This window comes from Xanthomonas sp. NCPPB 901, from assembly GCF_056725085.1.
Map to the genome: position 1 here is coordinate 705,377 of NZ_CM161511.1, position 18,035 is coordinate 723,411.

The 18,035-nt window shown below is 71.2% G+C and carries 12 protein-coding genes; 5 read left to right on the forward strand and 7 right to left on the reverse strand.

What is annotated here, in order from left to right; genetic code table 11:
• Positions 1 to 51: 51 nt before the first annotated feature.
• Together AC1PME_RS02980 and AC1PME_RS02985 are read right to left on the reverse strand one after the other, a co-directional pair.
• Positions 52 to 3,285 (reverse strand): efflux RND transporter permease subunit, encoded by a 3,234-nt coding sequence (locus AC1PME_RS02980; RefSeq protein ID WP_254460213.1) that lies wholly within the window; start codon positions 3,283 to 3,285, stop codon positions 52 to 54.
• A 185-nt stretch (positions 3,286 to 3,470) separates the two neighbouring features.
• Positions 3,471 to 4,697, reverse strand: coding sequence for an efflux RND transporter periplasmic adaptor subunit (locus AC1PME_RS02985; RefSeq protein WP_254460214.1), 1,227 nt, complete (start codon positions 4,695 to 4,697; stop codon positions 3,471 to 3,473).
• Positions 4,698 to 4,983: 286 nt separating this feature from the next.
• On the opposite strand from AC1PME_RS02985, the gene AC1PME_RS02990 reads away from it, so the two are divergent.
• The 4 genes from AC1PME_RS02990 to AC1PME_RS03005 all read left to right on the forward strand — a co-directional run bounded on the left by AC1PME_RS02990 (position 4,984) and on the right by AC1PME_RS03005 (position 8,535).
• Positions 4,984 to 6,300 carry a M20 family metallopeptidase gene (locus AC1PME_RS02990; protein ID WP_307548344.1) on the forward strand — a complete coding sequence of 439 codons (1,317 nt, stop codon included), beginning with the start codon at positions 4,984 to 4,986 and terminating at the stop codon, positions 6,298 to 6,300.
• 326 nt (positions 6,301 to 6,626) lie between these two features.
• Positions 6,627 to 7,445, forward strand: a complete 819-nt coding sequence (gene queF, locus AC1PME_RS02995; RefSeq protein ID WP_254460216.1) for an NADPH-dependent 7-cyano-7-deazaguanine reductase QueF — start codon at positions 6,627 to 6,629, stop codon at positions 7,443 to 7,445.
• Positions 7,446 to 7,674: 229 nt separating this feature from the next.
• On the forward strand, positions 7,675 to 7,968 hold the full coding sequence (locus AC1PME_RS03000; RefSeq protein ID WP_254460217.1) for a LysM peptidoglycan-binding domain-containing protein: 294 nt from the start codon (positions 7,675 to 7,677) through the stop codon (positions 7,966 to 7,968).
• Positions 7,969 to 8,019: 51 nt separating this feature from the next.
• Complete coding sequence (locus AC1PME_RS03005; protein ID WP_481097251.1) at positions 8,020 to 8,535, forward strand: hypothetical protein; 516 nt, start codon at positions 8,020 to 8,022, stop codon at positions 8,533 to 8,535.
• A 444-nt stretch (positions 8,536 to 8,979) separates the two neighbouring features.
• Here the strand turns inward: AC1PME_RS03005 and AC1PME_RS03010 are convergent, their stop codons facing one another.
• From AC1PME_RS03010 to AC1PME_RS03030, 5 genes are read right to left on the reverse strand one after another with little or no spacing between them, the layout of a single operon-like run.
• Positions 8,980 to 10,104, reverse strand: coding sequence for an N-acetylglucosamine-6-phosphate deacetylase (locus tag AC1PME_RS03010; protein WP_481097252.1), 1,125 nt, complete (start codon positions 10,102 to 10,104; stop codon positions 8,980 to 8,982).
• Complete coding sequence (locus AC1PME_RS03015; RefSeq protein ID WP_254460220.1) at positions 10,101 to 10,877, reverse strand: DeoR family transcriptional regulator; 777 nt, start codon at positions 10,875 to 10,877, stop codon at positions 10,101 to 10,103. The genes AC1PME_RS03010 and AC1PME_RS03015 overlap by 4 nt, the downstream gene beginning before the upstream one ends.
• A 33-nt stretch (positions 10,878 to 10,910) precedes the next feature.
• A complete protein-coding gene (locus AC1PME_RS03020) occupies positions 10,911 to 12,245 on the reverse strand; it encodes a D-tagatose-bisphosphate aldolase, class II, non-catalytic subunit (protein WP_481097253.1) in 1,335 nt (444 codons plus the stop codon).
• 15 nt (positions 12,246 to 12,260) lie between these two features.
• On the reverse strand, positions 12,261 to 13,199 hold the full coding sequence (locus AC1PME_RS03025) for an ROK family protein (RefSeq protein ID WP_481097254.1): 939 nt from the start codon (positions 13,197 to 13,199) through the stop codon (positions 12,261 to 12,263).
• On the reverse strand, positions 13,192 to 14,346 hold the full coding sequence (locus AC1PME_RS03030; RefSeq protein ID WP_481097255.1) for an SIS domain-containing protein: 1,155 nt from the start codon (positions 14,344 to 14,346) through the stop codon (positions 13,192 to 13,194). Before AC1PME_RS03030 ends, AC1PME_RS03025 begins: the two co-directional genes overlap by 8 nt.
• 321 nt (positions 14,347 to 14,667) lie before the next feature.
• On the opposite strand from AC1PME_RS03030, the gene AC1PME_RS03035 reads away from it, so the two are divergent.
• The gene (locus tag AC1PME_RS03035; protein WP_254460224.1) at positions 14,668 to 18,030 is read left to right on the forward strand and encodes a TIM-barrel domain-containing protein; all 3,363 of its coding nucleotides are present in this window, start codon (positions 14,668 to 14,670) and stop codon (positions 18,028 to 18,030) included.
• Positions 18,031 to 18,035: the final 5 nt, after the last annotated feature.

Here is an 18,035-nt window from a genome sequence, read left to right on the forward strand (position 1 = left end):
CGGACACGCCGCTTTCCGATTCCCGATTCCCGACTCCCCATTCCCGGCGCCTCACGCCCGCCCCTCCGCCGCCGTCGCATGCCGCGCCGCGTGGCGCTCGCGCCAGGCGCGCACGCGCTCGGAGACGCGTTCCATGTACAGGTAGATCACCGGCGTGGTGTACAGGGTGACCAGCTGCGACAGCAGCAGGCCGCCGACGATGGCGATGCCCAGCGGCCGGCGCAGTTCCGAACCGATGCCGTCGCCCAGCGCCAGCGGCAGCGCGCCGAGCATCGCCGCGGCGGTGGTCATCATGATCGGGCGGAAGCGCAGCAGGCAGGCGCGGCGGATCGCATCGTGGGCACTGGCGCCCTCGCGGCGCGCGTCGATCGCGAAGTCGATCATCATGATCGCGTTCTTCTTGACGATGCCGATCAGCAGCACGATGCCGACGATGCCGTCCACCGACAGGCTCAGCCCGCACAGCATCAGCGCCAGCAGCGCGCCGACGCCGGCCGGCGGCAGCGTGGAGATGATCGTCAGCGGGTGGATGTAGCTCTCGTAGAGCACGCCCAGCACGATGTAGATCAGCACCACCGAGGCCAGCAGCAGCCACACCACGTCGGTCTGGCTGCCGGTGAACTCGGCGGCCTTGCCGATGAACTCGGCATGCAGCTGCGGCGGCAGCTGCAGCTGCGCGCGGGTCTGTTCGATCGCCGCCACCGCCTGCGACAGCGAGTAGCCCGGCGCCAGGTTGAACGAGACGGTCACCGCCGGCAGCTGCTGCTGGTGGCTGACCACCAGCGGCGTGGTCGACTGCTTGGCCTCGGCCACCGCCGCCAGCGGCACGGTGCCGCCGCTGCCGACGGTGATGCCGGTGTTCTGCGCGCCGATGCCGGTGGCGGTGGAGGAGTTGCTGGAGGTGGTCTGGCCGAAGCTGGTGGCGTTGCTGGCGGTCAGCGCGCCGCTGCCGTTGCTGGCCACCGCCAGCTGGTTCAGCAGCGCGGTGCTGGTGCGGAACTCCGGCGCCACTTCCAGCACCACGCGGTACTGGTTGAGCTGGGTGAAGATGGTGGAGATCTGGCGCTGGCCGAAGGCGTCGTACAGGGTGTCGTCGATGGTCTGCATCGGCACGCCCAGGGTGCTGGCCTTGTCGCGGTCCACGTGCAGTTCCAGCGCGCGGCCCTGGTTGGCCAGGTTGTTGTCCACGTCGGCCAGCTCCGGGCGCTTGCGCAGCGCCTCGGTCAGGCGCGTGGCCTGGGTCGCCAGTTCGGTGCTGTCCACGTCCGACAGCGAGTACTGGTACTCGGTGGCGGCCACGCGGGTGTCCAGGGTCACGTCCTGCACCGGCTTCAGGTACAGCGCCACGCCGGGCAGCCCGGCCACCGCCTTCTGCAGCCGCGGCAGCAGGTCTTCCAGGCTGTCGCGGTCGCTGCGCGGCTTCAGCACGATGCTGAGCTGGCCCTGGTTGAGCGTCGGGTTCATCGAGCCGGCGCCGATGAAGGCGGCCACGCCGGTCACCGCCGGGTCGCGCCGCAGCGCTTCGGCCACCGCCTGGGTGCGCTGCTCCATCTGCGGGAACGCCACATTCTGGTCGGCCTGGACCACGCCGGTGATCAGCCCGGTGTCCTGCTCGGGCAGCAGGCCCTTGGGGATCACCACGTACAGCAGCACGGTCAGCACCATGGTCGCCAGCGCCACCAGCAAGGTCAGCTTCTGGTGCCCCAGCACCCAGTCCAGGCTGCGCTCGTACAGCCCCACGGTGCGCGACCACAGCGTGGTCTTGCCGGCCGCCGCCGCGCGCTCGTGCGCGTCCTCGCCCTCGGGCAGGGCGTCGGGCTTGAGCAGGTAGGCGCACATCATCGGCGTGAGCGTCAGCGACACCAGCATCGAGATCACCACCGCGATGCTCAGCACCCAGGCGAACTCGTGGAACAGGCGGCCGGTGACGCCGGGCATCAGGATCAGCGGCAGGAACACCGCCACCAGCGACACGGTCAGCGACAGCACGGTGAAGCCGATCTGGCGCGCGCCGATCTCCGCGGCCTCGCGGCCGCTCTTGCCCTGTTCGATGTAGCGCACGATGTTCTCGATCATCACGATCGCATCGTCGACCACGAAGCCGGTGGCCACCACCAGCGCCATCAGCGACAGGTTGTCCAGCGACATGCCGGCGAAGGCCATCACCGCGAAGGTGCCGGCCAGCGACAGCGGCACCGCCACCGACGGGATCACCGTGGCCCACAGCCGGCGCAGGAACACGAAGATCACCGCCACCACCAGGCCGATGGTCAGGATCAGGGTGAACTTGACCTCGTGCACCGAGGCGCGGATGGTCTCGGTGCGGTCGGAGAACACGTCCAGGTGCACGCCGGCCGGCAGCACCCCTTGCAGCTGCGGCAGGATCGCGCGGATCTGCTCCACGGTCTGCACGATGTTGGCGCCGGGCTGGCGGCGCACTTCCAGCAGCACCGCCGGCTTGCCGTCGGCCCAGGCGGCGAGCTGGTCGTTCTCCACCCCGTCCACCACCTTGGCCACGTCCGACAGCCGCACCGGCGCGCCGTTTCTGTAGCTGATGACGGTGTCGCGGTACTCGGCGGCGCTGGACAGTTGGTCGTTGGTGCCGATGCTGTAGGACTGGGTCTTGCCGTTCAGCGAGCCCTTCGGCGCGTTGACGTTGGTCTGGGTCAGCGCGCTGCGCAGCGCCTCCAGGGTCAGGCCCATGTTCGACAGCTGCGCCGGATTGACCTGGATGCGCACCGCCGGGCGCACGTTGCCGGCGATCGACACCAGGCCCACGCCCGGCACCTGCGACAGGCGCTGGGCCAGGATCGAGTCGGCGTAGTTGTTGACCTCGCGCAGCGGCAGCGTGTCGGAGCTGAGCTTGAGGGTGAGGATCGCCGCGTCGGCCGGGTTCACCCGGTTGTAGACCGGCTGGTAGGGCAGCGAGGAGGGCAGGGTGGACTGGCGGATCGCCGCCTGCACGTCCTGCGCGGCGATGTCGATGTCGCGGTCCATCGCGAACTGCAGCACGATCGTGGACAGGCCGGCCGACGAGTCGGAGGTCATCATCTGCAGCCCGGAGATCTGCCCGAGCTGGCGTTCCAGCGGCGTGGTCACCAGCGAGGCCATGGTGCTGGCGTTGGCGCCGGGGTACTGCGTGGTCACCACCAGGCTGGGCGCGTCGATTTCCGGCAGCGCCGACACCGGCAACTGCCGGTAGCCGAGGATGCCGAGCAGCAGCACGCCTGCCATCAGCAAGGTGGTGGCGATCGGGCGGCGGATGAAGATCGTCGAAAAGCCCACGGGGAGGATCCTTGCTGGTGAGAGTCCGGCGCGGCCGCGCCGGCGCCGGGAGTTACGGCGGAATCAGCGGCGGTCGTGGCCCGGCGCCGCGATCGCGGCGCCGGACGGGAACGTCGCTTGCGGGCGACCCGGCGCGTGCCGGCCGCGCGTGCGCGGCACGGCCGTCGCCGGCGTGCGCGGCGCGCTCAGCGCGGCCCGCCGCCGCCGCGGCGTCCGCCGCCGCGCTGCTGCTTGCCCTCGGCCGCCTTCAGCTCGGCCTCGGTCGGCTCCGGCGGCGCCTCGCCCGGCTTCAGCGGGGTCACCTTGATGCCGGGCTTGAGCCGGAACTGGCCTTCGGTGACCACCCGCTCGCCGGCCTTCAGGCCCTCGGTCAGTTGCACATGGCTGTCGCCCACTTCCGCGCCCTGCTTCACCGTCTGCATCTTGACCGTATTGTCGGCCTGCACCACGTACACGTAGTCGCCATCGGGGCCGCGCTGCACCGCCTGGGTCGGCACCACCACCCCGTCGGGCACGGTGCGCAGGGTCAGGCGCACGTTGACGAACTGGCCCGGCCACAGCGCCCGGTCGCCGTTCGGGAACACCGCGCGGACCTTGAAGGTGCCGGAGTCGGCGCTGATCTGATTGTCGATCACGTCGACCTGGCCGTCGCTGGCGATCGGATGCGCATCGGTGCGGTCCAGCGCCGCCACCGGCAGCGGCGCCGCCGCCTGCGCCTGGCGCACGTCCTGCAGCTGGATCTCGGGCAGGTTGAAGGTCACGTAGATCGGGTGCACCTGGGTGATGGTGACGATGGTGGTGCTGGTGCTGACGATGTTGCCCACGTCCACCCCGCGGATGCCGGCGATGCCGTCGTTGGGGGCGAGGATGCGGGTGTACTGCAGCTGCACCTGCGCCGCGCGCATCTGCGCGTCGTTGGCGGCGACCGCCGCTTCGTACTGCGCCACCTGGTTGCGCTGGGTATCCAGGTCGGTCTTGGCCACGTACTGGCGGTAGGCCGGCGAGTCGGAGCGCTGGAAGGTGGAGCGCGCGGTGGCCAGCAGCGCCTGGTTCTGGCGCTTGCTCGCCGCGGCCTGGTCGTAGCTGGCCTGCAGCGAACGCGGATCGATCTGCGCCAGCAGCTCGCCCTTCTTGACTTCCTGGCCCTCGCGGAAGTTCAGGCTCATCAGCTGGCCGCCGACCTGCGGGCTGACGGTGACGGTGTTCAGCGCGGTCGCCGTGCCGGTGGCGGTGGCGTAGATCGGCACGGTCTGGCTGCTCGCGGCCACCACCGTCACCGGGACCGGGGTGGCATCGCCGTCCTCGCCCGTGCCGGCGCCCCTGTGGCCGCCGCCGCGCATGACGCGCATCCCCACCACCACCACGGCCACCGCTGCGAGGATCAGCAGTGCAATCTTCCAGAAACGCGACATCCGGGGAAACTCCTGTGGCGAGGCGGGGTGGAGGGCCCTCCCGCAGTGGCTGGTGACGAGCGAGGAAGCATATCGCCGGCGCGTTGCGATTGGACCATGACTGAAGGGGCAGACCCCGCGGGCGGGCAGGGCCGGTCGTCCGCTCTGGCAACGCACCCGTGGCGCATCGGTTGACACGGATTCGCAAGGGTTTTTTCCCCGCAGCGGGATCCACGGCCGCCCCGGGCCGGCCGCCGATGCACTACATTGACTGAACGCCCGTTCCGTCCCCACCTGGAGTCCTGTCATGCCGCGCCTGTCCCGCCTGCTGTCCGCGATGCTGTTCGCCGTCCCCGCCCTGGCCTGTGCGCAGAGCGCCGAGCGCCCGGAGGTGACGGCCGCCGCGGCCAAGTTGCAGGCCAAGGTGGTGGAGTGGCGGCGCGACTTCCACCAGCACCCGGAGCTGTCCAACCGCGAGGAGCGCACCGCCGCCAAGGTCGCCGAGCGGCTGCGCGCGCTGGGCCTGAAACCGCAGACCGGCATCGCCCACCACGGCGTGGTGGCGATCGTCAAAGGCGCGCTGCCGGGGCCGAGGATCGCCCTGCGCGCGGACATGGACGCGCTGCCGGTGACCGAGCAGACCGGCCTGCCGTTCGCCTCCAAGGCCACCGGCGAGTACCGCGGCGAGACCGTGGGGGTGATGCACGCCTGCGGCCACGACGCCCACACCGCCATCCTGCTCGGCGTGGCCGAGGCCCTGGTGGCGATGCGCGCGCAGTTGCCGGGCGAGGTCATGCTGGTGTTCCAGCCGTCGGAGGAGGGCGCGCCCGGCAACGAGGAGGGCGGCGCTTCGCTGATGCTCAAGGAAGGCCTGTTCCGCGACTTCAAGCCGCAGGCGGTGTTCGGACTGCACGTGTTCTCCAGCGTCCAGGCCGGCAAGATCGCCGTGCGCGGCGGCCCGCTGATGGCCGCGTCGGACCGCTTCAGCATCAAGGTGATCGGCCGCCAGACCCACGGCTCGGCGCCGTGGAACGGCATCGACCCGATCGTCGCCAGCGCCGACCTGATCGGCGCCGCGCAGAGCGTGATCAGCCGCCGCGCCAACCTGTCCAAGCAGCCGGCGGTGCTCAGCTTCGGCGCGATCAAGGGCGGCATCCGCTACAACATCATTCCCGACGACGTGGAGATGGTCGGCACCATCCGCACCTTCGACGAGGGCATGCGCCAGCAGATCTTCGCCGACCTCAAAACCGTGGCCGAGCACACCGCCGCCGCGCACGGCGCCAAGGCCGAGGCGCACGTGCCCGACCAGGACGGCAACCCGGCCACGGTCAACGACCCGGCGCTGACCGCGCGCATGCTGCCCAGCCTGCAGGCCGTGGTCGGCGCCGGCAACGTCTACGAACCGCCGCTGCAGATGGGCGCGGAGGATTTCTCGTACTACGCGCAGCAGGCGCCGGCGATGTTCTTCTTCGTCGGCGCCACCGGCCCCGGCATCGACCCGGCGACCGCGCCCAGCAACCACTCGCCGCAGTTCCTGCTCGACGAAACCGCCCTGGACGTGGGTCTGCGTGCCTTGCTGCAGGTGTCGTTGGATTATCTGGGGGCGAAGCCGCAGGCCTGATGGGCCGGGATTGGGGAGTCGGGGGTGGGGATTCGTAGAAGCGGCGGTGCTGCAGTGCCGTGAGCGTGGCGCGAGTGGATCCGTAGGAGCGGCTTCAGCCGCGGCGGGCATTACCGGGAAGGCTGTCGCGGCCGAGCCGCTCCTGCACAGCGGCACTCGATCGCCTCTTGTGGGAGCGACTTCAGTCGCGACGCATGACGCCTCGACGCGACGCAAGCACCTCGACGCAAGCGCGCGCCGCTTCGCTTTTGCCAATCCCGAATCCCCCCTCCCGAATCCCCACCCATACACCTGCCAGCCAGAACGCGCCCGCTACACTGCCCCGCATGAACACCCCCCAGGATTCCAGCCTCGGTCGCGAGGTCGCTTACCCGTCGCAGTACGATCCGGCACTGCTGTTTCCCATCCCGCGCGCTGCTGCGCGGACCGAGATCGGCCTCGATGCGGGAGCGTTGCCGTTCTTCGGCGTGGATCGCTGGCACGCCTACGAACTGAGCTGGCTCGATGCGCAGGGCAAGCCCTGCGTCGCCACCGCGACCCTGCAGGTGCCGTGCGCCTCGCCGAACCTGATCGAATCCAAGTCGCTCAAGCTCTATCTCAACTCGCTCAACGCGATGCGCTTCAACAGCGCCGAGGCGCTGCGCAGTTGCATCGTCACCGATCTGTCCACGCGCGCCGGCGCCGACGTGGCGATGGAGTTCGGCCTGCCGCCGATCGACACGCTGGGCGAGGGCGAATCGCTGGACGTGCTGGACATCGCCATCGACTGCTACGGCCCGCCTCGCCCGGACTTCCTCTCCGCCGCCGAGGGCGACGTGGTCGAGGAAACCCTGACCAGCGAATTGCTCAAGTCCAACTGCCCGGTCACCGGCCAGCCGGACTGGGCTTCGCTGCATGTGCGCTACCGCGGCGGACGCATCGACCGCGAAGGGCTGCTGCGCTACCTGATCAGCTTCCGCGAGCATGCCGGCTTCCACGAGCAGTGCGTGGAGCGCATCTTCCACGACCTGATGACGCGCTGCCGCCCGCAGTCGCTGCAGGTGGAGGCACGCTATACCCGCCGCGGCGGCCTGGACATCAATCCCTGGCGGGCCACCGCGGACGTGGCCGAGCCGCTGAGCTTCCTGCGCGATCTGCGCCAGTAGCCGTTGCCGCGGCGCGCGCGGTGCGCCGATGCCAACATGTCAGAGCCACGCGCCGCTGCAGGCGTGCGGTCGGCCGCTATCGCGCTGTAGCGGACAAAGCCCAGGCGCGACGACGTCCGCGACGTCGCGCCACGCCTGAACCGCGTCCCTGCGATTCACGGCCGCGCGATCCTTTTTTAACAAACGCTGTGACACCGTGGCACCGTCCCATCCCGCATGGAGCTACGCGATGAACAGTGACAAGCGCGCCGATTTCTCGGCGGTCACCGCCAAGGTGGACACCACCGCCGACGTCGTGCAGAAGGCGGACTTCTCCGCCGTGCAGGGCACGGTCGACAGCACCGCCGAGCAGGTGCAGCAGGTTTACGTGGTCAAGCCCGGCGATTCGTTGTCCAAGATCGCCAAGCTGCACTACGGCGACGGCAATGCCTGGACCCGCATCTTCGAGGCCAACCGCGATGTCCTCGCCGACCCCGACAAGATCTATCCGGGACAGACGCTCAAGCTGCCCGCCGGCACCTGACGCCCGTCCACCCTGCGTTTCCTTCGCCACCCCGACAGGAGTCCCGTTCCAATGAAAACCCGTTCGATGTCCCCGTTTTCGCCGTTGCTGATCGCCATGGTCGGCACCCTGGCGCTAGCCGGCTGCAAGAAGCAGGACCAGGAACAGCAGGTCTCGCCCGATCCCACCTCGTCCGCGCCCACCGAGCAGATGCCGGGCCCGGCCGCGACCGCCCCCGAGCCGTCGGCGCCGGCCGCCACGGTGGTGACCGTCGCCGCGATCGCGGTCGGCAACACCGCCGCCGCCGACAAGTCGGTCGCGCCGCTGACCACGCTGGGCAGCAAGGACACGATCATCGTGTCGGTGAAGACCGAGGGCTCGGCCACCAACGCCAATGTCGGCGCCAAGCTGCTGTTCCAGGACGGACAGACCGCCGGCGATCTCAGCCAGGCGCTGAACACCAGTGGCGCCGAGACCACCAATTTCCAGTTCACCAATCCCAAGGGCTGGCCGGTCGGCAAGTACAAGGCCGAAGTCACCGTCAATGGGCAGCCGGCGGGTACGCCGCAGGAGTTCGAGGTGAAGTGATCCGGGGCGCACGTCGCCCGATCACGGGCCGCCCCTGCCGTCTCTCTCCCGGCAGGGGCGGAACGCTGGCGCAGCCGCGAGGCTGCGCCTTTTTTATGCGCGATCCGATGGCGTCGGCAGCATGCCCGGCGTGGTCGCTCACGACGGCGTTCAGGGCGCCTCCACTACGACGCAACGCCTCCTGTAGGAGCGGCTTCAGCCGCGACGGGCGTTACCGGGAATGCCCCGTCGCGGCTGAAGCCGTTCCTACGACCTGCGACCTGCGGCGGTGCACGCTGCATCCGGCTTGATTGCGGCGAAGGCAGGCGATTGCAGGTGCCCTTCCGTCCCGGCGCACTTCCTGGAAGACGCCTGCCACGCACTGGTCCGCAGCACGGTCCGCGCGCAACCCCGTCGGCCAGCGACGCCTGCGCGCTGCTGCGCATGGCAGATAGCGCCCGGCGATCAGTGCGGCGCGTGCAGATCCAACACGCGCCCACCCATCACCACCTGCTGCAGGCGCAGGGCGCTGTCCAGCACCACCAGGTCGGCGCGGGCCTCGGGCGCGATGCGGCCGCGGTCGCCCAGGCCCAGGTAGTCGGCCGGGAAGGTGGACACGCGCTGCGCGGCATCGGCCAGGTCCAGGCCGGCCTGCACCAGGTTGCGCAGCGCCTGGTCCATGGTCAGCGCGCTGCCGGCCAGCGAGCCGCTGGCCAGGCGCACGCAGCCGCCGCACTTGTGCACGCGCTGCTCGCCCAGCGCGTACTCGCCGTCGGGCATGCCGGTGGCGGCGGTGGCGTCGGTCACCGCGTACAGGCGCGGAATCGCGCGCGCGGCCAGGCGGATCACCCCGGGGTGGACGTGCTGCAGGTCGGGAATGAGTTCGGCGTACTGCGCATGCGCCAGCGCCGCGGCGGCGATGCCGGGGCGGTAGTGGTCCACGCCGGTCATGCCGTTGAACAGGTGGGTGAAGCCGGCCGCGCCGGCCTGCAGCGCGGCCACCCCGTCCTCGTAGCTGCCGGCGCTGTGGCCGAGCTGCACGCGGATGCCCAGCGCGGTCAGTGCCGGAATCAGCGCGGTGTGTGCGCCGATCTCCGGGGCCAGGGTCAGCACCCGGATCGGCGCCAGCGCGTGCCACTGCTGGACCAGGGCAAGGCTGGCCTCGACCGTGCGGTCGGGCTGCGCGCCGAGCCGCTGCGGGCTGATGAAGGGCCCTTCCAGGTGCACGCCGGCGATGCTGGCCGCGTCGGCATCGGGCGCGGCCATGGTCGCGGCGACGCCGCGCAGCGCGTGCGCGATCTCGTCGACGCCGGCGGTCATGGTGGTCGCCAGCAGGGTGGTGGTGCCGAAGCGCAGGTGGGCGCGGGCGATGCGCCGCGCCGCCTCGCCGCCCTGCATCAGGTCCACGCCGGCGGCGCCGTGCACGTGCAGGTCGACGAAGCCGGGCAGGATCAGCGGCAGCTGCGGATCGTCGCCGCCGCTGTGGTCGTCCACCTGCAGTCGGCGCACGTGGCTGTCGAAGTGGACGTGGCCGCGACGCCAGCCCAGCGGGGTCAGCAGGCGCCCGTGCAGGGAGCGGGTATCGGTCATGGCGATGGCTCGGCGATGATCACCTCGATGCCCAGCCGCTGCAGCCCCTCGCGGGTGGCCTCGTCGATGCCGGCGTCGGTGATGATGGCGTGGATCTGGTCCAGGCGGGCGATGCGGTGCAGGCTGACCCGGCCGAACTTGGAGGCGTCGGTCAGTACCACGATGCGCCGCGCGCGCTCGACCATGCGGTGGTTGAGGCGCGCCTCGGCCTCGTCGTGGGTGGTCAGGCCGAACTGCAGGTCCAGCCCGTCCACGCCCAGGAACAGCGTGTCGAACCCGTAGGCGTTGAGGCTGGCCTCGGCCTGGCTGCCCTGCAGCGACAGCGATTGCTGGCGCAGCTGGCCGCCGGTGAGCAGCACGTTGATGCCCGGCGCGTTGGCCAGTTCCCAGGCGATGTTGAGGCCGTTGGTCATCACCGTGACGTCGCGGTGCCCGCGCAGGTGCCGGGCCAGCGTCATCGTGGTCGAGCCGGAGTCGATGATGATGTTGGCGCCGGGCTGCACCATGCGCGCGGCGCAGGCGCCGATGGAGTCCTTCAGCGGCAGGTTCAGCGCGTCCTTCTCGTGGATGTCCTGTTCCTGCGGCGGCGTGCGCATCAACGTGGCGCCGCCGTGGGTGCGCGTGGCCAGGCCCTGCGCCTCGAACTGGTTGAGGTCGGCGCGGATGGTCACCGCCGACACGCCGAAGCGTTCGACCAGGTCGGCGACCTGCACCGCGCCGTGTTCGAGCAGCGACTGCAGGATCTGCTGGCGGCGGGAGCGGGTGTTGCGCATGGCCATTCTCGGATTCGCGGGCGACCGGGAAGATTAGCCGTTCGCCGCGACGCCGGCAGCCGCATCCGTATGCGGCCGGCGCGCGCCGGCGCGGTTGGCGCTGCAGGCGCGGGCGTATTCGCCCAGGCACTGGCCGATGCGGTGCTGGACCAGCGCGGCCGGGGTGTTGGCGAGGCGGCCGGCGCGCACCGCACGGTACTGCTCGGGCAGGAACTGGCTGAGCAGCACCAGCGGCGGCGGGTGCCGTTCCAGGTTGGCGAACAAGCTGTCCACCGCCTCGCGCACCGCCGGCTCACCCCAGTAGTAGCGGCAGCGGTCGCTGAAGGAGTAGCGGCGCAGCAGGCGCTGCTCGCTCGCGTCGCCCTGATAGTAGGGTTGCCATGCCCCCGGTTGCGCCAGCATCGCCGCGTCCAGCGCCTGCGGCAGCCACGAGCACTGCGCGGCCGGCAGCAGTTCGGCCTCGATCGCCGCCAGTGCGCACAGCGCCTCGCGGTAGGCGAAGGTGGCGGCCGGGCCGACCTTGAGGATCGCGAAGTGGTCGCGCACCAGCGCGTGCAGCGCGTCCTCGCGCTGGTAGTCGGTGGAGTGCGCCTCGAACACGATGCGCGGCTGCCGCTCGAGGAAATCGGCCAGCGCGGCGGCGGCGGCCGGGTCGTAGTCGTGCACGGCGCTGTGGTCGAAATCCACGCCCGGCTGCACCACCAGCGCGATCACCCGCTGCCAGGCCGCCCGCAACGCCGGCGTGTCGAACGCCTGCCGGTGGATCGCCAGGGTCTGCGCGGCCGCGGCCGGCGTGGTCACCTGCAGGCCACCGGCCAGCGAGGCTTCGCCGCCGGGCACCGGCACTTCGGTGCCGATCACGTACACCGGCGGCGGCAGGCCGTGTGCGGCGGCGGTGCGCTCGGCGATCTCGGCCAGCTCGGCCGAGCGCGCGGCGACGATGGCATCGGGCAGCGGCACCGGGTCGTCGGCGCAGGCCATGCTGCAGTCCAGGTGGATCTTGTGGAACCCCGCGGCGACGTAGTCCGCGATCAGCACGCGCGCATGCGCCATGGCCTCGGCGGCCGGCCCCTTCTGCCAGGCATTGGGGCCGAGGTGGTCGCCGCCCAGGATCAGCCGCGCGCGCGGAACGCCTTCGGCCTCGGCCAGGGCGCCGACGTAGTCGCGGTACTGCGCCGGGGTCATGCCGGTGTAGCCGCCGAACTGGTCGACCTGGTTGGAGGTGGCTTCCACCAGCAGCAGCGTGTCGTGGGCCAGCGCCACCTGCATCGCCGCGCGCAGCACCTGCGCGTTGCTGCAGCAGACGCTGTACAGGCCGACGTTGGCGCCGGCGCGGTGGGAGGCGAGCAGGGTCTGCAAGGGCGACATGGGAACTCCGACGGCTCAGGAATAGGCGGGATGGCAGGCCAGCAGCGCGGCGCCGCGGGCGCCACCGGCATCGCCGAAGCGCGGCGGCACGATCGGCGGCACCTGCACGCCGGCGAACAGGTGCGCGGCGACGGCGTCGGGCAGCTGCCGGTACAGCGGCCGGTATTGCGACAGCCCGCCGCCGAGCACGATCACGTGCGGGTCCAGCGCCAGCACCACTGCGGCCAGGCTGTGGCCGAGCAGGTCGCGGTGGATGTCCAGCGCCTGCCGCGCGCGCGCGTCGCCGGCTTCGGCCTGGGCGATCACCGCGCTGGCGTCGGCGGCGTCGCTGCCGAGATGGCGCGCGATCGCCGCCACGCCGCTGCCGGACACGTAGCGCTCCACGCAACCCTGCATGCCACAGCCGCAGTCCAGCAGCGGCAGGCGATGGCGCTGCAGCAGGTGCCCGGGCACGCTCCAGTGGCCCCATTCGCCGGCGATGCCGTTGCAGCCGGCGAGCAGGCGGCCGTGCACGCAGAAGCCGCCGCCGGCACCGGTGCCGAGGATGGCGCCGAACATGCTGGGATAGCCGTCGGCGGCGCCGCCGTGCGCTTCGGACAGCGCGAAGCATTGCAGGTCGTTGCCGATATGCAGCGGGCGCGACAGCCGCGCCTGCAGGTCCTGCGCCACGCACTGGCCGGTCAGCGCCGGCACGTTCGCGCTCAGCTGGCGGCCGCTGCGGCGGTCGCGCACCCCGGGCAGGGCGATGCCGAGGGCGCTGTCGCGGCGGCCGAGCGCGGCATCGGCCTCGGCCACCAGCGCCACCACCGCCTGCAGGAAACCGGCGTAGTCGCCCTGCGGCGTGGCCACGCGGCGCCGCCACACCACCTGCAGCGCGGCGTCGCAGGCCACCAGTTCGATCTTGGTGCCGCCGACGTCGAGGCCGTAGCAGGTGGGCGCGCCCGGCTCAGCCATGGTGGATGGTGACGCCCTGGACCACGCGGTTGACGGTGCCGTCGGGGAATGGATTGTCCGGCGTCAGGCCGAGCGCGGCCGAACGCTGCAGCGCGAACAACTGCGCAAAGCCCAGCCACAGCGGCGCCAGCCACGGATCGTCCAGGCCGGCGACGGCGAGGGTGTGGTCGTCGCCGGCGCCGATGTCCGCATGCGGGCCGATCGCCAGCACCTGCCCGGCCACGCCGTCGCGGCGCAGTTCGTCCAGCAGGTCCTGTTCGTAGCGGCGCGCCAGCGGCTGCACGCTGCGCAGCATCACCACCAGGGTGCTGCGGTCGAGCGTGGACTTGGGGCCGTGGCGGAAGCCCAGCGGCGTATTGGCCAGCGCCAGCACGCGGCCGGCGGTGAGTTCCAGCACCTTCAGCGCGGCCTCGCGCGCCAGCGCTTCCAACGGGCCGCTGCCGAGATAGATCACCCGCGCGAACGGCCGCTGCGCCAGCGCCGCCACCGGTGCGTCCCACTGCGCCAGGCCGCGGCCGGCCAGCTCGGCCAGCCGCTGCAAACGCGCGCTGCGCGCTTCCCATGGCGCGCGGTCGAACACGCTCAGCGCCGCCAGCAGCATGCAGGTCAGGCTGCTGGTCATGGCGAAGGCGCGGTCGCAGCTGGCCGCCGGCATCAGCAGGGTGCAGGTGTCGGCGCGGCCGGCGCCGCGGCGGGCCAGTTCGCCGTCGGCGTTGCAGGTGATGTCGAGGAAGCGCGCCTGGTCCACGTCGCTGCGCACGCGTTCCACCGCGGCCACGCTTTCCGGGCTGGAGCCGCTGCGCCCGAACGACACCAGCAGGGTCGGCCGCGTGCGCTGCAGGTACAGCGCCGGGTGGGTCAGCAGGCTGGTGGTATGCACCGCGCGCGCCTCGGCCGGCCACTGCGCATTGATCGCATCGGCCACCATCTCGGCGATGAAGCCGGAACTGCCGGCGCCGGTGAACAGCACGCGCTGGTTCGGATCGTCGAGGCGGTCGCCGAGGAAGGCCTGCAGGCGCTCGCCGGCCCGTGCCAGGTCCTGCGCCAGGGTCTGCCACAGCATCGGCTGCTGGGCGATCTCGCGGGCGGTGTCGGCGCCGCCCAGGCGTTGCCAGGCGGATGCAGCAGAAAGCGGAAGGAGGTCCATGCGGTGGTTCCTGTTGGGCCAGCGCACCATCCGGCTTTTCTTTCGAAATGTCAAACATCGAAAGAAAAAAGAAAGAAATTATCCGGGTGTCCGTTTCCCGCTGATGGCGCGAACGAAACGAAAGATGCGGCGAGAGCAAGCTGTCGCAAGCGGAATTCGCTGGCCTTGGAAGCGAAAACCAAAGCGATACGATGCCATATCTTTCGTTTCTATAAAATAAATCTTGTTTTTTGCTTTCAATTTATTGACATCTTTCAAATCCCTGGCCTAGAGTCGGTGCAACGCTTTCGAAACGCCCGGGGAAACGGGTTTGGGGGTCGTGTGGAGCATCGCGTTCGTCGCTCGCCGCTGCTGCCGGCGGCCGCCCTGCCGGCCTTGCTGCTGGCGGCCGTCACTGCCGCTGCCGAGCCGATCGGCAACCTGCGCGCGGTCGCCGCCAGCGACAGCCGCGACGGCGTGCGCGGCTGGGACCTGCAGACCGACACCGGCGCGCGCCTGCGCATCGAACTGCCGGCGGCCGACATCGTCCGCGTGCAGGCGGGCCGGCGCGGCACGCTGACCGGCGCCGGCGACAAGGCCACCCCGATCGTGCTGCCGCAGCCCAAGGCCCAGGTGCAGGCGCAGTTGGAAGAGGACGCGCAGGAACTGCGCGTGCGCACCGACGCGCTGCTGCTGCACGTGCAACGGCAGCCGCTGCGGCTGCGCCTGGAGCGCGTGGAGCAGGGCCGCGCGATCGCGCTGTGGCAGGAACTGCAGCCGCTGGACCTGGATGCCGCGCAGAGCGTGCAGGTGCTGTCCTCGCAGGCCGACGAAGCCTATTACGGCGGCGGCCAGCAGAACGGCCGCTACCAGTTCAAGGGCCGCGAGCTGGAGGTGTCGTATTCCGGGGGCTGGGAAGAGGGCGATCGCCCGAGCCCGGCACCGATGCTGCTCAGCAGCCGCGGCTGGGGCATGCTGCGCAACACCTGGAGCGACGGCAGCTACGACCTGCGCCAGCCCGACCAGGCCACGCTGCTGCATCGCGAAGACCGCTTCGACGCCTACTACTTCGTCGGCGCCGACCTGCCGGCGCTGATCGAGCGCTACACCCGGCTGACCGGCCGTCCGACCATGCTGGCGCGCTGGTCGCTGTCCTACGGCGATGCCGATTGCTACAACGACGGCGACAACGCGAAGAAGCCCGGCACCGTGCCCGAGGGCTGGCACGACGGCCCTACCGGGACCACCCCGGACGTGGTCGACAGCGTGGCCAGGCAGTACCGCGCCTACGACATGCCCGGCGGCTGGATCCTGCCCAACGACGGCTACGGCTGCGGCTACACGCGCTTGCCGGAGACCGTGCAGGGCCTGGCCCGGTACGGTTTCCGCACCGGCCTGTGGACCGAGGACGGCGTGGACAAGATCGCCTGGGAAGTCGGCAAGGCCGGCAGCCGCGTGCAGAAGCTGGACGTGGCCTGGACCGGCAAGGGCTACCAGTTCGCGATGGACGCCAACCACCAGGCCTACGACGGCATCCTCGACAATTCCGATGCGCGCCCGTTCCTGTGGACGGTGATGGGCTGGGCCGGCATCCAGCGCTACGCGGTGGCCTGGACCGGCGACCAGAGCAGCAGCTGGGACTACATCCGCTGGCATGTGCCGACCCTGATCGGCTCCGGCCTGTCGGGCATGGCCTATGCCGCCGGCGACGTCGATGCGATCTTCGGCGGCAGCGCCGAGACCTTCACCCGCGACCTGCAGTGGAAGGCCTTCACCCCGGTGCTGATGGGCATGAGCGGCTGGTCGTCGAACGCGCGCAAGCATCCGTGGTGGTACGACGAGCCGTACCGCAGCATCAACCGCGACTACCTGAAGTTGAAGATGCGCCTGACCCCGTACATGTACGGCCTGGTGCACGACGCCGCGCAGACCGGCGCGCCGCCGGTGCGCGGATTGATGTGGGAAGACCCGCAGGATCCGCACGCGCAGGACGAGACCTACAAGACCCAATTCCTGCTCGGCCGCGACCTGCTGGTGGCGCCGGTGTACCGCAGCCAGGCCGCCAGCCGCGGCTGGCGCCGCGACATCCACCTGCCGGCCGGCGGCTGGATCGACTACTGGGACGGCCGCCGCGTGCAGGCCGGTGCGCAGGGCCGGCAACTCGACCGCCAGGTCGACCTGGCCACGCTGCCGGTGTTCGTGCGCGCCGGCGCGATCCTGCCGATGTACCCGGCGATGCTGTTCGACGGCGAGAAGCCGCTGGACGAGGTCACCTTCGACCTGTATCCGCAGGGCGTCTCGCAGTACACGCTGTACGAGGACGACGGCAACACCCGCCGCTACCAGCAGGGCGAGTCCAGCACGCAGGTGGTGCGCGTGCAGGCGCCGGCGCAGGGCAGCGGCCCGGTGCAGGTGTGGATCGACCCGGTGCAGGGCCGCTACGAAGGACAGTTGCCGCAGCGCCGCTACGCGCTGCGCGTGCTCGCGCGGCAGGCGCCGCGGTCGGTGCAGGCAGGCGACCGCGCGCTGCCGGTGCTGGCCGACGCCACCGCCTTCGCCAGCGCCGGCGAAGGCTGGTACTTCGACGCCAAGGAGCGCCGCGGCACCCTGCACGTGCGCACCGCCGTGCAGGACATCCGCCAGCCGCTGCACCTGCAACTGGACTTCGCGGTGGCCGCCGCCGCGGCCGACGACGCCTATCCGGCCGCACCGGTGCTGGGCCGCGCGCTGCCGGCCGACAGCCTGCTGGTGGTCAACCGCCCGGCCGAGGAGCCGGGGCACCCGCTGGAGAACGCCTTCGACGACGACCCGACCACCTGGTTCCGCAGCGTGCGCAACCAGGCCGTGCGCACCGGCGCGCACGAATGGGTGATCGGCTTCGGCGAGCGCAAGATGATCGACGGCATCGAGCTGGCGCCGCGCAACGACAAGAACTGGAAGCACGGCCAGGTGCGCGACTACGAGGTCTACCTGGGCGACAGCAACGGCGAGTGGGGCGCGCCGGTGGCGCGCGGCCAGCTGCGCCTGCAGGAGGGCGTGCAGCGCATCGACTTCCCGGCGCACGCCGGCCGCCTGCTGCGCTTCCGCGTGCTGAGCGTGCAGAACCCCGACGGCGACGGCGCCGACAGCAACGACCCGATGGTCATCGCCGCGCAGCGCCGGCCGCGCGCCTTCGACGCGCTGCAGCCGCGCGACGTCGGCCCGATCGCGCTGTCCACCTTCCACATCCTCGAGCACCCGGCGCCGGAGCGGCCGCCGCAGCAGCGCGTCCTGTCCGAACTGGCGCTGCCCGCCGCGCTGGACGGCCGCGTGCGCGCCGACCGTGCCTTCCGCGGCGATGCCGGCATGCGCATGAACGGCCTGCAGTTCCGCCGCGGCCTGGGCGTGGGCGCCGACAGCCGCCTCGACCTGCGCTTGCACGGCGACTGGCGCCTGCTGCGCGCCGACCTGGGCATCGACGATGCCTGCCGCAGCGCCGGCGGCCTGCAGTTCCAGGTCTGGGGCGACGGCCGCCTGCTCTACGACAGCGGCCTGGTCAGCGCGCCGGCTGTGGTCAAGCCGGAGCTGGACATCCGCGGCCTGTCCACCTTGAGCCTGCGCACGCTGGGCGCGCAGGGCCCGCATCCCGCCCAGGTCTGCGCCAACTGGGCCAACCCCGTGCTGATCGGCCAGGAGGGCGACACCGCCAGCTTCGTCGCCCCATGACCGCC

Coding starts and splice junctions, on each gene's coding strand:
- AC1PME_RS03020 (WP_481097253.1), bottom strand. CDS start 12,245: ATGTCGCCCTTGCAGACCCTGCTCGCCTCCCACCGCGCCGGCGCCAAC.
- AC1PME_RS02985 (WP_254460214.1), bottom strand. CDS start 4,697: ATGTCGCGTTTCTGGAAGATTGCACTGCTGATCCTCGCAGCGGTGGCC.
- AC1PME_RS03005 (WP_481097251.1), top strand. CDS start 8,020: ATGAAAACCCGTTCGATGTCCCCGTTTTCGCCGTTGCTGATCGCCATG.
- AC1PME_RS03015 (WP_254460220.1), bottom strand. CDS start 10,877: ATGCGCAACACCCGCTCCCGCCGCCAGCAGATCCTGCAGTCGCTGCTC.
- AC1PME_RS03000 (WP_254460217.1), top strand. CDS start 7,675: ATGAACAGTGACAAGCGCGCCGATTTCTCGGCGGTCACCGCCAAGGTG.
- AC1PME_RS03010 (WP_481097252.1), bottom strand. CDS start 10,104: ATGACCGATACCCGCTCCCTGCACGGGCGCCTGCTGACCCCGCTGGGC.
- AC1PME_RS02990 (WP_307548344.1), top strand. CDS start 4,984: ATGCCGCGCCTGTCCCGCCTGCTGTCCGCGATGCTGTTCGCCGTCCCC.
- AC1PME_RS03030 (WP_481097255.1), bottom strand. CDS start 14,346: ATGGACCTCCTTCCGCTTTCTGCTGCATCCGCCTGGCAACGCCTGGGC.
- AC1PME_RS03025 (WP_481097254.1), bottom strand. CDS start 13,199: ATGGCTGAGCCGGGCGCGCCCACCTGCTACGGCCTCGACGTCGGCGGC.
- queF (WP_254460216.1), top strand. CDS start 6,627: ATGAACACCCCCCAGGATTCCAGCCTCGGTCGCGAGGTCGCTTACCCG.